This is a genomic window from Arenibacter troitsensis (assembly GCF_900177645.1).
GTDB lineage: Bacteria > Bacteroidota > Bacteroidia > Flavobacteriales > Flavobacteriaceae > Arenibacter > Arenibacter troitsensis.
This window is the reverse complement of record NZ_FXAO01000001.1, coordinates 600,444-616,386: the sequence shown is the minus strand read 5'-3', so window position 1 is coordinate 616,386 and position 15,943 is coordinate 600,444. Positions and strand designations below refer to the sequence as shown.

The following is a 15,943-nucleotide window of genomic DNA, read 5'->3' as shown; positions in this document are numbered from 1 at the left end:
GCTTGGGCATGTTAACCGCCAAAAAAAATCAATTTGTAAATCTTCCATCAATTGCTTACATTCTAAGGCCATACAGGCTATATACCACAACATTTACCATTTCCCGCCTATATGTATAGTTTTTTAATTAAGGAATCGAAACTTAACTCAAACATATATTTGCATTAAAATTGGTATTACATTTGATTACACTTTATACTGCCATTACAACGCTATGAAAAAACATATATTTATATATATCCTACTATTCTGCTTTCCTTTAATAAGTCCCGGACAAAAATTGGGCAATCAGGAAATAAAGGATTTGATCAACTCTTACAAAAAAGATATCCGTGGACCATATAAAGAAATCCGCTGGTTCTGTACCGATGGAAGCATTCGCCAACCCAAAGACCCATGTCCAGATAATATAGGTCCTGGAGTGCAGCACGCTACCTATAAAAATTCTATTATCGATTTAGGAAAGAGCAACCACCTCTTTTTGGGACAAATTTTGGCCTACACTTCCAAGGAGGAATTTTGGGACGCAGAAAACAACCATTCCCGTCTTAAACAGTATCAATTGGACAAATATTTAAAAACTGTTGATAATGGCTGGATCCTAGAAAAAGGGCAGTTCTATCGCGGTGCCATACAGGCAGAGGACGAAGAGGCATGGGGGGTGAATTTTTATAAATGGCTATTATCCGATACTCAAAATGTAGTTCAAAATTTTTATCTTATTCGACAGTCCTTAAAGGATATACCCCATAACGGTGACGACAATCTATCCCAAAAAATAAGGAGCGATTCAAAGGTAATTTCGGACATGGTCCCGGAATTTATGGACTTAAGGGTTAAAATCCATAGTCAGCCCGATGCCGGGGATATAAATAAAGTAAGGGATTTTAAGTCCAAATACAGTAACAAACTGAACAGCGAGGTAAAAGTAAAAATTGATGCCCTGGTGTCTACCATGGCCAATTTCTACAAACCGGTTGATATTGCGCAAATACAAAAAAACACAGCTCTTGTAGAGGATAGCCCTATTGGAGTTGCCATAAAAAACTTTGCTACCAGCTATAGTGGGGAAGCAAATGCAGCTGTGCTCATACCCGCTACTGCAGAATTGCTATTAGAGATAAGGCAGGCCATTCTAAAAGAAGTAAGTGCGGCCGCACGGCTTCAGTTATTGGACGCCTCACTAAAATTGGAAGAAGTAATATTTAAGAATTCTCCCCAATGGCAACCGGAGGACCTAAATGGTTTATTGGACAAAGTCTGCTATTTGGGTATGGCGAATGCCGGTGCCGGATATATAGAACTGGCCGAATGGGAAGAATTGGACCTATCCCTAAGGGGAACCAATAGTGGAAGCATGTCTCTAGGACAGCTTACCACCGTATTGGAAAATGCGCGTAGGGAAGTGGAATGGAGCTCTTCCATGGTAAAGGCCAATTATCAGGAAATTGTGGATATTTACACGGCATTTGAACCTAAGGCTTATGGATTTATTGATGATAAAATTCGAGGTTCCATTGCACTATATTTGGGTCAAACCGTAGGAGAATTGGGCGATATCATTGCCCAAGAATCCTCTCTGACCAATAAGGTGATGGACATTGAAAATCAAAGTAGCCTAAGAGGCCTAAATCCAGGATATGCCCTAGGGGAATTGGTAGTGGTAGGGGGTTCTCCAGATGACATTGAGGTAACTTCCGATAAAATCTATATTTTTCAACGTCCACCATCAGATCTTAAGCCAGTTGCCGGAATTGCTACGGTATCCGAAGGGAATATGGTGTCTCATGTGCAATTATTGGCACGAAATATGGGTATCCCCAATGCCGCGCTGAGCGATGAAAATCTTAAAAGTCTTCAAAAATTTAACGGGGAAAAGGTGTTTTATGCAGTGTCCAACAAGGGCAATGTTATTATGAAGCCGGAAATAGACATGTCCGAGGAAGAACGCAGTTTATTTACTAAGGTAGAGCGCAAAGAGGAAAGAATTGAAGTACCCATAGAGAATATACGATTGGACGAAAATGCCATACTTAACCTTAGGGCAGTAGACGCTGAGGATTCCGGTAAACTTTGCGGTCCAAAAGCGGCCAATTTGGGACAGTTAAAAAAAATGTTCCCGGAAATGGTGGTCGAAGGTCTGGTAATTCCCTTCGGAATCTTTAGGGACCATATGGACCAACCCATGCCCGACCAACAGAGAAGCTATTGGGATTTTTTAAACTCCACCTTCAAAGAGGCCGAGACCATGCGCACCCAAGGCATTGCGGATGGCGAGGTAGAAAACTATCAGCTTAGGCAACTGGAAATCCTAAGGGAGGCCATAAAAAAAATTCCAATGAAGGCCGAATTCATTGCCCAACTGGAAGAGGGGTTTAAGGATGTATTGGGAAAAGCAATTGGCGAAATCCCAGTTTTTCTAAGAAGTGACACCAACATGGAAGATTTAAAGAATTTTACAGGGGCCGGATTGAACCTCACTATTTTCAATGTTGCTGCCAAGGAAAAAATTATTTCAGGAATCAAGGATGTTTGGGCATCCCCTTATTCTGAACGCAGTTTTAAATGGCGTCAGAAATACCTTCTAAACCCTGAAAATGTATTCCCTTCCATTTTGGTAATCCCCAGTGTGGATGTGGATTATTCGGGGGTATTGATCACCAAGGGGATAAGTTCCGGCAATCCGGAGGACCTTACCATTGCCTTTAGCCGGGGGGCCGGTGGCGCTGTGGATGGCCAATCGGCAGAAACCTACTTGGTCAAGGAAACTGGAGGAACCCAACTTTTGGCACCCGCGAGGGAAATGTACCACAATCGACTTCCAGCAGCGGGGGGAACCGAAAAAAGCATGTCAACCTTTGAGAATTTCATCCTAAACCAAAAAAACATTGAGGAAATAAGGGTATTAGCCAAAACAATTCGCGAAACTATGGCTACCGAAACCAAATCGGATTATGAAGGGGCTTATGATGTGGAATTGGGATTCCAAAACAATAAGTTATGGCTGTTTCAAATTCGCCCTTTTGTAGAGAATAAAAAAGCCTTAAGTTCCAATTATCTGGAATCTATTACGCCAAAAATCGATTTGGACAAAAACATTCCGCTTTCTAAAAAAATATAAGATGCAAAAGAATATTAAATATGTTGTTTTAATAGTGATATGTTCGGCCTTTACCACCATGAGCTATTACCCCATTGATGGGTATTTGCATACTGGGATAAAACGGTTGAGGTATCTGGAGCTCGTTAAAAGTGGGGAGCTAAAATCTACCACCGTTATTCCTCCAGGGGCCCAAAAGTCCTACATGGACATTGAGCTTAACCTAATATCCAAAAAAGAGGACAGCACTGCCGCCTTTCTAAGCGTGGATGAACAATTCCAAAAGGACATCAATGCGCTCTTTAGGGGATTGGACAAGAGTTACTCCATCACCGTATTGGATATTTCGGATATTGACAGCATTAGATATGCCAAGCGAAACGAAACTGCCGGATATCAACCGGGAAGTGTTGGTAAACTGGCCGTAATGGTAGCTTTGTTTACCCAATTAAAAAAAATATATCCGGATTCCTTTGAAAAGCGTTTGGACCTTTTACGATCCAAATCCGTAAAATCTGGCGTGTGGGGATTAACGGATGAGCACACTGTGCCCATTTTTAATTTGGAAACGAACAAACTGCTTAAAAGACAGGTAATAGCAAGTGATGTTTTTACCTTGTTTGAATGGGCAGACCATATGCTTTCCGTTAGCAATAACGGTGCGGCAAGCATTGTATGGCGGGAAGCCTTATTGATGGCCGCCTTCGGGGAATCCTATCCCACCCTAACACAGGAAGAAGCGGATACCTACTTCACCACAACCCCAAAAAAGGAATTGACAGATTTGGCCAATGACGTGGTAAACCTACCCTTACGGGAACTAGGAATTACAAGTGACGAATGGCGTTTGGGCAGCTTTTTCACCTCGGGTCCCAACCGCTATGTAGGAGATAAAGGCGGAAGTATAGGGTCTCCCTTAGGGTTGATGAAATTCTTGATCCAGTTGGAGCAGGGCAAGGTGGTAGACGAAGAATCCAGCTTGGAAATGAAACGCCTTATGTATATGACGGACCGCAGGATAAGGTACGCACAATCCCCTGCCCTGAAGCCTGCTGCGGTATATTTCAAATCCGGGAGTTTATATAAATGTGATAGAAGCACAGGAGAGGCCTGTGGAAAATATATGGGCAATGTTACCAACTTCATGAATTCTGTAGCCATTGTAGAACATCCGGACAATTGCAGGTATATGGTGGTACTTATGACCAACGTACTGCGAAAGAATTCGGCAACGGACCACATGACCTTGGCCAGTAGCATCGACAAGATTATTAAGCGCTAATCCTTTTAAAATTACGCAGGATTTCGGCCGCCTTTTTTCTGGCCTTCTCATTGGAATCCTCCAAAACCATTTCCAATAGGGAGGTAAATTTGGGGTCTCTGGTTTTTTCAATCAGGTAAAGCACCGCCAGTTTCAACTTAATATCCTTACGTTTCAATAAGGCCAAATAACTTTCGGATTCACTAAGTACCTTTACGTTCAAATTTTTCAGATTTTCTTCGGAAATAACACCAACTTGTATAATGCTTTCGGCAACAGGAATCAATTCCTTTTTGAGTTGTATGTCCAGGATATTGTCCAAAAATTCAATGGCATGTATACGTTGTTCCTCCTGACCTTTAAGTATGGCATTTAAGATGGGGTCCACATCCTGCGGCGGGTATTTTACCCCCAAAAATTGAAAAATTCGTTTTAATTGCCTGTCCAACCTCAATTCCAATAAATGGATAAGTCCATTTCTGGCCTCATTTTCCTCCTTGGTCTCCAGTTTTTCCGGGTTCTTTTTATACTGTAGTACTATTTGGGTGTGGATTACGGACAGGGTACTTTGGTACAGGTGACACTCGTCCAAAATCTTATCTACAATAAACCTATCCCTGATTTTAAGGTGGGGATGTTTCCATTTAAGGTGTTTTAAGGCTTCAATAGCTTCAATTTTTACCGTATGTTCCATATCATCGGTAAGTTTCATCAAGGTATTGATGGCCTTTTGTGAATCGAACTTACCAATAACCATGACCACGTAGGCGCTATCGTCGGGATCAATGCTATCCGTTTTTAAACCCTCGAACAAAATATCTATGATGGGCTCCCCGTAAAAGTAGAGGGCTTCCGTTGCCGATTTTCTGGTATCCTTACCAGATAATCTGGAAATTATTAGGTCTATAAACTGTTTGTCCAAGGTTTTTGATGCCGCCAAAATAGCGGTATTTGCAATTGGAACATTATCGGAATATATATGTGTCTTGATTACAGGGTAGAATCTTTCAACCTTGGCATTCCCAATGGTTTCAAGAATGGCCAGAATCTTGTTCGTCCTTTCCAGCTCTATACTGGTTTGCGATAATTGGGCAAGGGTATTTTCAATTCTTTGTTCCAAACCAAATCGATCCTGCAGTACCCTATTATTTCGCAATTCCATAGACAAGCCAACCAGGGTGGCATTGGCAATGGTATTGTCTTCTACCGACAAATATTTGTCCAAAAGTTCCACAGGGTTTTGTTGATAGCGCTTCAATAAATACCGAAACGCAGAAGTGGTCACTTGTTGATCCTTATCATAGATCATGGGCTCTACAACAGGACATAAATTTTCCGTATTCAAAAAATATAGATTTTCAATGGCCAAAGCCCTTACCTTGGCAGACGGATTGTTCAACAAGGCCTTAATCCCATAAAAGAAACGTTCATCCTTTACTTCCAATGTTTTATGCAACATATGCAATATCTGATTCTCGTTCCCGGCTTCAAACACCCGGATTACAGTTTCTATAATAGAGGTAACCTTTATTTCAGATTTGGCAGCCTTCTCTTTTCTTGCGGGGTTATATTCCAACAAGCTCTTGAAAGAAATGATATATTCGTTCCTCAAATGATATATAAAGTACAACCAGATTAAAATTAGCCCTATAATAATGATACTAATGTAGGTAGATGAAATATCCAGACCATTAATAAAAAAGATCAGAATAAAGCCCGCCATCCCTGTGGCTATACTATCTACGACCACATCTGTAAATGTCTTGGTCTTCTTTTTAATTTCTATCGGAATGGGTATGGAAAGTAATTCCGTGGCAGCCTTGTTAACGGACTGCTTTAAACTTCCGTCCACAATTTTGATAAATACCACCACCCAAAGTTGTGGCACGATCAACAAAAGAAAAGACCCCAACAATATGCCCGAAGGCAACCAAAGTAGGGATTTGCCTACGCCAAAGGTTCCTACAATACGTTTGGTGAGAAACAATTGTATCAGTAGTGAAATAACGCTCAAAGTGGAAAACCAAAAACCAAAGAAGGATGTTAATTCATCCTGGTCCTTAATGAACCTGGAGGCGTAATCACTGTACTGGTAATCTACCAATTTGGCCACCAAAACACTTATTCCTATGACTACCGCAATTAAGCTAAGTAATTTGGATTGCTTGATCAACCTAAAAGGGGACTCGGCCTTGGGGTTGGAGCGGCTGGAAACTTGAAAAGGGTTGAGTTTCAATACTTCGTTTTTCCAGATATAACGGGTAATGGGCAAACAGCATATCAATAAGGTTGCAGCAACAAACAACAGGTCCTCAGTGTTAAGAATATTGGTCAACAAAGAGGTTAAATACCCCCCAAATATTCCCCCGCCAATGGCACCGGCACCGATAAACCCAAATACACGCTTGGCTTCCCTAACGTTATAGACCAGATTTGCCATTACCCAAAACTGGGAAGCGGTCAACAAGCCAAAAATAGCCACCCAGATATAAGGTATATACAATGCAAATCCATAGCCGAGGTCGAAATTTAAGGCCAATCCAAATATGACCAAAGAAATAACGGACCCGATCAAGGTACGATCCACAATAATATTCAAAGGATACTTTTCCAAGGCCCTGTCGTAAAAAAATGAACCCAACACCGCCATTACAGCAGTTAAAACATAGCCCAACGGAAGTGCATCCGAAGAAAGTTCAGAAAGAAAAAGTGAATTTATAGTAGGTTTTACTATCAATAAAACCGTAATAATGAGGAAAATATTTAATTGAAGCAGAAGTGTTTTGGTGAGTTCCTCCTCTTTTAAATCAAATGCCTTTAGAATATAGGTTTGAAACGTTTTAATAAATGAAATAAGGTAGTTCAATTTTCATGCGTTTTAGTAATATCCAACAGCACTCCTATCTAAAACCAATCCATAGAAGATCAGGGCCAAAATTAATTCATTGGCAAACATTATACGAATAAACAAAAGGAAATATACTAAAGGAACCTAGTTAACGGCAAAATGTATACGCTCTGCCTTCAATACCTTTTCTACAGGCCTCACCAAGTCCCTAATAATTTGCTCACCTCCTGCATCGTCTATCAAAGCGACCAAAATATAACGGCGATTGGGATTATTTCCCCAAACCAAAATTGAATCTGAATGAAAGGTTTTCCAAGAGCCGGACTTTCTATACAATCTGGCATCGGGAGCGATATTGTCCAAAGTATTCACAAATTTGTGATGTAATTCAGGATCTCCCATGATATCCAACATTTGTTTGGACCTGCCCTTATTCACCAATTTTCCATTGGCCAATAGATAATAATACCTACATACTTGGTTTACAGTGGCAGCATGGGACAAATTCTTTAAGGGCTCCCTATTGGTATCCCCTCCACTTCCGTATCTTTTACCAACCCATAATCCTCCGCCCCGACTCTCGTCATAGAACATATATTTTGGATCGGTCATAACGGACTGTATTTTATCATAACCCAAACGATCTATCATTCGGGTAGTGGCCTCGTTGTTGGATTTGCTAATCATGGAGCGCATATCCTTCTTTATTTCCGGTGTTTCCTTTAATTCCCCTTTTTCTATAGCGTCCATTGAGGATAAGAGCACCGCTATTTTAGGCAAACTGGCGGCATACATCATATAATCCCCATTTATACTGGCATATTTTGCGTTTTCGGGATTGGACAGGTCCACTATTCCAACAGCCATTTTGTTGTTGTTCATCAATGACTTCCAGTTGGGGTTGGACATGAGCTCCTTTTCCAAGCTTTTCTGCAAATCGCTATTTACCAAACTGGGGAGGGGCTTTACTTTAGAATCGTCTATATTTATGGGCAAATCTTTTTGAGAGTATGCCAAACCACAGCAAAAAAAGACGCCCAACATTACCACCAGGCGTGCTTTGAATATAAAATTAGTTCTACCCGTCATAAATGAATAATAAAATACTGTTTAAAAAGAAAAATAATACGAATCACTATAAAAAAGAACTACCCAAAAAACGATCAAATATATTCCATATTTGTGTTGGATATCTGTTAATTTTTAAACTTCAATAAAAAAATTACACCTAAAGAATATAACGCTAATTTTATCATTATCTGATTTTTAACTGTTAAATTAATTACAGATTGATAAAAAATTGATCCAACAGGTCGCAGAATAAATATACAAATTACCAACGGTTCTTATACCTACGTTATAGGCGGATAAAAAGTTTACGCTTATATGGGCAAGGCATCTATTTTAATCATTAAGGTTTGCTTGCAAATTGTTATTTTTGGAACAAATTAGAAATACATGTTGGTTATTGGGATTGCCGGTGGAACAGGTTGTGGAAAAACTACGGTGGTAAATCAAATTATAAATGAATTGCCATATGAGGAAGTTGGGGTTATTTCCCAAGATTCCTATTATTGCGATCTTTCACATTTAAACTATGACGAGCGTACACAGGTTAATTTTGACCATCCCCGTGCCATAGATTTCGATTTGTTGGGAAGCCATCTACAGGATTTAAAAAAAGGTATTCCAATTCACCAACCCGTTTACTCTTTTGTTAAGCACAACCGTACCAACGATACCATTCTAACCCATCCAAGAAAGGTAATGATCGTAGAGGGTATCCTCATCATGACAAACCCCCAGATCAGGGAGATGTTCGACATTAAGATCTTTGTACATGCAGATTCGGACGAACGTTTGATAAGACGTTTAAAAAGAGACATCACCGAACGTGGCAGGGATTTGGACGAAGTTTTAACGCGTTATCAAAATACGCTTAAACCTATGCACAATCAGTTTATTGAACCCACTAAGGAATATGCGGACATTATAATTCCTAACAATAAATACAATACTGTAGCCATAGACATTGTAAGGACCATAATCAATGAAAAGTTAAGTTAGTCACCAATGGGAATAAAAGGGATAAGAAAAAAAAAATGGTTTGGGGTGGTTACCAATATGTATGTACTGGTACTCACGGTTTTTGTGGTCTGGATGGTTTTTTTTGACACCAACTCCCTCCTTATACACTGGGAGCTTAAAAAACAAATAAACAACTTGGAAAAGCAGAAAGAATTTTTACATGAAGAAATAGCCAAGGATAAAAAAATTATAGAAAAGCTATCGGACCCTGAAGAGTTGGAAAAATTTGCAAGGGAACAATACTATCTAAAAAAGAAAAATGAGGAAATTTATTTAATAGAATATGAGGATAGTGTAAAAACCAAGGACGATGAGTAAATCCGAACCCTTTAGCGATTTTCACGAGATTTCTTCCAAAGCTTGGAAGCAAAAGATCCAGTACGAGTTGCAAGGTGAGGATTACAACAAGAAATTGGTATGGGAGTCTCCCGAAGGCATTAAGGTAAAACCCTTCTACAACTCCGAAGACCTAAAGTCGCTTGAGCTATCCGAATTGCCAAAAGGAAATGGTTGGAGCATAGCACAGGGCATATACGCCGGGAACGCCAAAATGGCCAACAAAAAAGCCTTGGATGCCATAGCCAAGGGAGCTGAAAGTATTTATTTTACCATTCCTTCCACAGAAATAAATATTCCTGAACTGCTTTATGAAATTGACCTAGGCAAAACATATATCCATTTCAATCTACAATTTCTATCTTTTGCCTTTGCAAGATCGCTTTTGGCGGCCACGAAAAACCAACATAAAAAAATCTTTACCAACATTGATATTATTGGGCATCTGGCCAGAAATGGCAACTGGCACTACAAGTTGGATCAGGACCACAAAATACTAGAGGAAATTCTAAATTTAAATCACGACCAAACCTTGGGAGTTGATGTGGCACTTTACGGAAATGCCGGAGCTAATATGGTGCAGCAATTGGCCTATGCCCTTTCACATGCCAATGAATATTTGAACCACTTAAACGACCACCATAAAGACAAGCTAAAAAGCGCAGTGATGACCTTTAAGGTTCCTATTGGTGGCAATTATTTCTTTGAAATAGCAAAATTAAGGGCCTTACGCATTTTGTTCGCAACCTTAGCCAATGAATATGGGGCTTTGGAGCATTGTCATATTATGGCTACCCCCACTTTGAGAAATAAAACCTTGTACGATTACAACACCAATATGCTTCGCACGGCAACGGAATGTATGTCGGCCATTCTTGGGGAAGCAGACACAGTGTTAAACACACCCTATGACGCCATATACCATAAGGATAATGATTTTGGGGAGCGAATGGCCAGAAATCAACTGTTGATCCTAAAAAATGAAAGTTATTTTGACAAGGTGAACAATGCAGCCGATGGGGCCTATTATATTGAAACAATAACCCATCAACTCTCATCCAAAGCATTGGAATTATTTAAACAAATTGAAGCAGGTGGTGGATTTCTTGTCCAATTAAAGGAACATCTCATTCAGAAAAAAATAAAGGAAAGCGCCACCAAAGAACAGCAAAGTTTTAACCGGCGCGATAAAATCCTCGTAGGTACCAACAAATATGCCTCCAGATTGGATAAAATGAAGGATGAATTGGAATTATACCCCTTTGTAAAAACCAATACCCGCAAAACCTTGATAGAACCAATATTAGAAAAAAGATTGTCCGAAGAATGGGAACAGGAGCGATTAAAAACGGAATAAAAGCTTCCCGCTACTGTTTTTAAAAAGTAATATTAATTCCAAACGAATAGGTAAAGTTTAGGACAAGACGAACTATAACATGGCAAGAAAAAATCTTCAACATATTCAACTGAAGTCCGTTCCGGAAAAGAGTATTCCGGATCAGGATTCCGTTGTGCCATACGAGACCGCGGAAGGAATACTCCTGAAAAAAAACTATACCAAGGAAGATGCCGAGGATTTGGAACATTTAAATTTCGCTGCTGGTATACCGCCATTTCTTCGTGGGCCCTACTCCACTATGTACGTTACCAGACCTTGGACTATAAGGCAGTATGCAGGATTCTCTACTGCAGAGGAAAGCAACGCATTTTATAGAAGAAATCTCAAGGCCGGACAAAAAGGGTTATCAGTAGCTTTTGATCTACCAACCCATAGAGGATATGACAGCGATCATCCCCGGGTGGTGGGCGATGTTGGTAAAGCCGGCGTTGCCATTGATTCCGTGGAGGATATGAAAATTTTATTTCAGGATATTCCATTGGATGAGATGTCGGTTTCCATGACCATGAACGGAGCAGTGTTGCCCATAATGGCATTTTATATTGTTGCAGCGGAGGAACAGGGAGTTTTACCAAAAAATCTCTCCGGAACTATACAGAACGATATTCTTAAGGAATTTATGGTAAGGAACACCTACATCTACCCTCCTGCCCCATCCATGAAGATCGTAGCCGATATTTTAGAATATTCCAGCAAGTTTATGCCCCAATTCAATAGTATAAGCATATCTGGCTATCACATGCACGAAGCTGGGGCCACTGCCGATATTGAATTGGCATATACCCTGGCCGATGGACTGGAATATATAAGAACAGGCTTAAAAGCCGGATTGAATATTGATGATTTTGCCCCAAGATTATCCTTTTTTTGGGGAATCGGGATGAATCATTTTATGGAAATCGCCAAAATGAGGGCCGGCAGAATGCTCTGGGCCAAATTGGTAAAACAATTTAACCCAAAAAATGAGAAGTCGCTTACCCTAAGGACCCATTGCCAAACCAGTGGATGGAGCCTAACCGAACAGGACCCTTTCAACAATATTACCAGAACGACCATAGAGGCGGCCGCAGCAGTTTTTGGCGGCACCCAAAGCTTACATACCAATGCCTTGGACGAGGCCATAGCCCTGCCAACGGATTTTTCTGCGCGTATTGCCAGAAACACCCAATTATATTTACAAAACGAGACCGAAATCACCAAAACCGTAGACCCTTGGGCCGGCAGTTATTATGTGGAAAAGTTGACTGAGGAAATGGTACACAAGGCATGGGTTCTGATAAAAGAAGTGGAAGAATTGGGGGGAATGACCAAGGCCATCGACGCAGGAATTCCAAAATTGAGGATAGAGGAGGCAGCCGCAAAAAAACAAGCCCGTATAGATAGTGGCAGGGATATCATTGTTGGCATTAATAAATACCAGTCCAAAACAGAGGATGACCTTCAAATACTGGAAGTGGACAATGCCGAGGTAAGAAAACAGCAATTGGCACGTTTGGAAATGGTCAAGGCCCATAGAAATGAACAAGAAGTACAACGATCACTTTTAGCACTTACCAAAGTTGCAAAAGAAAGAATGCATCCCAATTCCACCAAAACTACCAACCCAAATGCCATAGAAGAGGAAAATTTCTTAGCTTTAGCTATTAAGGCTGCCAGGGCAAGAGCTACGCTGGGCGAGATCAGCTCAGCGTTGGAAAATGCCTTCGGGAGGCATAGGGCAATTATAAATTCGATTACCGGGGTGTATTCAAAGGAAATAGAAGGAGATGACAGTTTTGGCATAGCCCGGCAAATGGCCGACAGTTTTGCCGAACAGGAAGGTCGTAGACCTAGAATAATGATTGCCAAAATGGGGCAGGACGGTCACGATCGTGGTGCCAAGGTTGTGGCAACGGGATATGCCGATCTTGGTTTTGACGTAGATATTGGTCCCCTCTTCCAAACCCCGGCCGAAGCAGCAAAACAAGCTGTTGAAAACGACGTCCATGTGCTGGGGATCTCTTCCCTAGCAGGAGGACATAAGACTTTGGTACCTCAGGTACTGCAGGAATTGAAAGCTTATGGGCGAGACGATATAATGGTTATTGTGGGCGGGGTTATCCCTAAACAGGACTACCATTTTTTATATGAAGCAGGAGCAGCAGCTATTTTTGGACCCGGAACAAAAATAAGCGATACGGCCATCGAAATTTTGAAAATCCTAAGCTCATAATGTCCATAGTTCCCCATAGGAAATAACAGGTTTACCCTTCATATCATATTGCATCTTGAATCACAATTTGAAAATAGGTCCAAGGGCTATGGTATTGAACCAACAGCCCCTACTTTCCGGGACTTTATGCTTCAATTTTGCCACAAGCTGACTGAGGCTAATAAAATTGGGGTTCCATTAATAAGTTGTGTATAAGTGGTCCGCAAAAAAACAATAAACCTCTAATAGCCTGAAAACAAATCCCATATAACTTTAACGCACTTTAACGCTAAAGACTATAGTTATTCACCCAGTGTTAACAAAATACATTTTATAACAACTTAAATAATCGTATTTTTACCCCCTAACTTACTATGATAATGGGCAAAATAATTGCTATTGCTAATCAAAAGGGTGGTGTAGGAAAAACTACTACTTCGGTAAATTTAGCCGCCTCTTTGGGTGTTTTGGAAAAAAAAGTATTACTAATAGATGCTGACCCCCAAGCTAATGCAACTTCCGGACTAGGTTTGGATGTAGACAGTATAGAATTGGGAACGTACCAACTATTGGAACATACCAAGACCGCCGAAGAAACCATCATTAAGACCTCCTCCCCAAATGTAGATCTTATCCCGGCACACATTGATCTTGTAGCCATCGAAATCGAATTGGTGGACAAGGACGATCGGGAATATATGATGAAGAATGCCATTCGTGGCCTTAAGGACAAATACGACTATATCCTTATAGATTGTGCGCCTTCCCTTGGACTTTTAACATTAAATGCCCTTACTGCGGCAGATTCTGTTATGATACCTATTCAATGCGAATATTTTGCATTGGAAGGATTGGGCAAATTATTGAACACCATAAAAAGTGTCCAAAAAATACACAATCCCGAATTGGATATAGAAGGAATGGTGCTCACCATGTACGATTCCAGGCTTAGACTTTCCAACCAAGTTGTGGAAGAGGTAAAAAAACACTTTTCCGAAATGGTGTTCGATACTATTATTCAAAGAAATGTGAGGTTGAGCGAAGCCCCTAGTTATGGTGAAAGCATTATTAAATATGATGCCAGTAGTAAAGGAGCTGCCAATTATTTAAATTTGGCAAATGAAGTAGTTGTGAAAAACAAGGAGACAGCATAATGGCGAAAGCGATAAAAAAACAAGCGTTGGGCCGCGGATTATCGGCCCTATTAAAAGACCCGGAAAACGATATTCAGTCGGCCACCGACAAGAATGCCGATAAAGTTGTAGGCAATATTGTGGAATTGGATATGGATTCCATAGATGTGAATCCTTTTCAGCCCCGTTCCAATTTTAATGATGAAGCATTACAGGAATTGGCCTCTTCCATCAAGGAATTGGGAGTAATACAGCCAATAACCGTAAGAAAGCTAGATTTTAACAAATATCAATTAGTTTCAGGAGAACGCAGGTACAGGGCATCCAAACTAGTTGGACTTGAGACCATACCTGCCTATATCCGTATTGCAAACGACCAGGAATCCCTGGAAATGGCCCTGGTTGAAAATATTCAACGTCAAGATTTAGATCCTATTGAAATTGCCCTGTCCTACCAAAGGTTAATCGATGAAATTCAATTGACCCAAGAAAAAATGAGCGAAAGGGTAGGCAAAAAGCGCTCTACCATTACCAACTATTTGCGATTGCTGCGATTGGATCCCATAATACAAACCGGTATACGTGATGGCTTTGTAAGTATGGGGCACGGAAGGGCATTGGTAAATGTGGAAAAAAAACAGGACCAGATTGCATTATACGAAAAAATTGTTGGGGAAAATCTATCCGTTAGGGATACAGAAAAAGCAGTAAAGGATTATCAGGAAGGCAACACTAATGCAACTACAGTTGAGGCCCCTTCAAGCAAAGAACCAAAGAAAGCCACCATAAATCCTGATTTTATCAGTAAAAACCTTGGTGCCTTCTCAGAATATTTGTCCGTTAAAGTAGATATTAAAGCCTCAGAAAAAGGTAAAGGAAAAATAACCATCCCCTTTCACTCCAAGGAAGAATTCAATCGATTAAAAAAATTGATTACGGGTGAATAAATATCTTGTATCACTGGCTATATATTTTCTTGTTATCACTTTGGGACAAGCGCAGGAGGAAGAAAAGAATACCCAAGCATCAGATTCCATAAAAACCACTCTTAACAAGGAGGGGGTTAAAGTGGTAGACACCCTAAAAGTGAAAAAAAAAGCCATCAACCCCCTGGCTCCCAGTAAAGCCGCCTTTTATTCTGCTGTATTTCCCGGCCTTGGACAAATATACAACAAACGCTATTGGAAGGTTCCTATAGTCTATGCCATTATAGGCGGTGGTATATATGGCTACATCTATAATGACGACCTATATGACCGTTTTAGAACAGCATTTAAACGCCGCCAGGCTGGTTTTACCGATGACGAATTTTATGATCTTGGCGCACCCAATGCACCAGGGGCCGATCCTGACTTTTCTGAGGCAGCATTGGAAAGTGCTCAAGAAAGATATCAGGAAGATCGGGATTTATGGCTTTTAGTTACCATAGGAATGTACGCCCTGAATATTGTGGATGCCAATGTGGATTCGCATTTAAAGCAGTTTAACGTGGATGATGACCTAAGCATGGATTTTAAACCATTTTTGGACATGGACGCTATTACCGCCAAACCAGTATATGGTATGGCATTAACCATTAAGTTTTAA

Annotated in this window: 11 protein-coding genes; 9 read left to right on the top strand and 2 right to left on the bottom strand. The window is 40.5% G+C overall.

Features of this window, described 5'->3' with window-relative positions:
• Positions 1–214 precede the first annotated feature (214 nt).
• A complete protein-coding gene (locus B9Y87_RS02420; protein WP_085495812.1) occupies positions 215–3,121 on the top strand; it encodes a PEP/pyruvate-binding domain-containing protein in 2,907 nt (968 codons plus the stop codon).
• Position 3,122: 1 nt separating this feature from the next.
• On the top strand, positions 3,123–4,382 hold the full coding sequence (locus tag B9Y87_RS02415; RefSeq protein ID WP_085495809.1) for a serine hydrolase: 1,260 nt from the start codon (positions 3,123–3,125) through the stop codon (positions 4,380–4,382).
• Here the strand turns inward: B9Y87_RS02415 and B9Y87_RS02410 are convergent.
• Both B9Y87_RS02410 and B9Y87_RS02405 read right to left on the bottom strand, forming a co-directional pair.
• Positions 4,372–7,227, bottom strand: a complete 2,856-nt coding sequence (locus B9Y87_RS02410; protein ID WP_245808624.1) for an Npt1/Npt2 family nucleotide transporter — start codon at positions 7,225–7,227, stop codon at positions 4,372–4,374. The genes B9Y87_RS02415 and B9Y87_RS02410 overlap by 11 nt on opposite strands.
• Positions 7,228–7,353: 126 nt before the next feature.
• Positions 7,354–8,298 (bottom strand): serine hydrolase, encoded by a 945-nt coding sequence (locus B9Y87_RS02405; protein ID WP_085495808.1) that lies wholly within the window; start codon positions 8,296–8,298, stop codon positions 7,354–7,356.
• Positions 8,299–8,667: 369 nt separating this feature from the next.
• Between B9Y87_RS02405 and udk the strand changes: the two genes are divergently transcribed.
• The 7 genes from udk to B9Y87_RS02370 all read left to right on the top strand — a co-directional run bounded on the left by udk (position 8,668) and on the right by B9Y87_RS02370 (position 15,943).
• Entirely contained in the window at positions 8,668–9,276 is a 609-nt protein-coding gene (gene udk, locus B9Y87_RS02400) for a uridine kinase (RefSeq protein WP_085495806.1), read from the top strand.
• Between the two features lie 6 nt (positions 9,277–9,282).
• Entirely contained in the window at positions 9,283–9,615 is a 333-nt protein-coding gene (locus tag B9Y87_RS02395; RefSeq protein WP_085495804.1) for an FtsB family cell division protein, read from the top strand.
• Positions 9,608–10,990: a methylmalonyl-CoA mutase subunit beta gene (locus B9Y87_RS02390; RefSeq protein WP_085495802.1), complete on the top strand. Its 1,383-nt coding sequence runs from the start codon at positions 9,608–9,610 to the stop codon at positions 10,988–10,990. The genes B9Y87_RS02395 and B9Y87_RS02390 overlap by 8 nt, the downstream gene beginning before the upstream one ends.
• 79 nt (positions 10,991–11,069) lie before the next feature.
• Positions 11,070–13,244, top strand: a complete 2,175-nt coding sequence (gene scpA / locus B9Y87_RS02385) for a methylmalonyl-CoA mutase (protein WP_085495800.1) — start codon at positions 11,070–11,072, stop codon at positions 13,242–13,244.
• A 359-nt stretch (positions 13,245–13,603) separates the two neighbouring features.
• Positions 13,604–14,377 (top strand): ParA family protein, encoded by a 774-nt coding sequence (locus B9Y87_RS02380; RefSeq protein ID WP_072862220.1) that lies wholly within the window; start codon positions 13,604–13,606, stop codon positions 14,375–14,377.
• Positions 14,377–15,303 carry a ParB/RepB/Spo0J family partition protein gene (locus B9Y87_RS02375; RefSeq protein WP_085495798.1) on the top strand — a complete coding sequence of 309 codons (927 nt, stop codon included), beginning with the start codon at positions 14,377–14,379 and terminating at the stop codon, positions 15,301–15,303. The genes B9Y87_RS02380 and B9Y87_RS02375 overlap by 1 nt, the downstream gene beginning before the upstream one ends.
• Positions 15,296–15,943, top strand: a complete 648-nt coding sequence (locus B9Y87_RS02370) for a DUF5683 domain-containing protein (protein ID WP_245808623.1) — start codon at positions 15,296–15,298, stop codon at positions 15,941–15,943. Before B9Y87_RS02375 ends, B9Y87_RS02370 begins: the two co-directional genes overlap by 8 nt.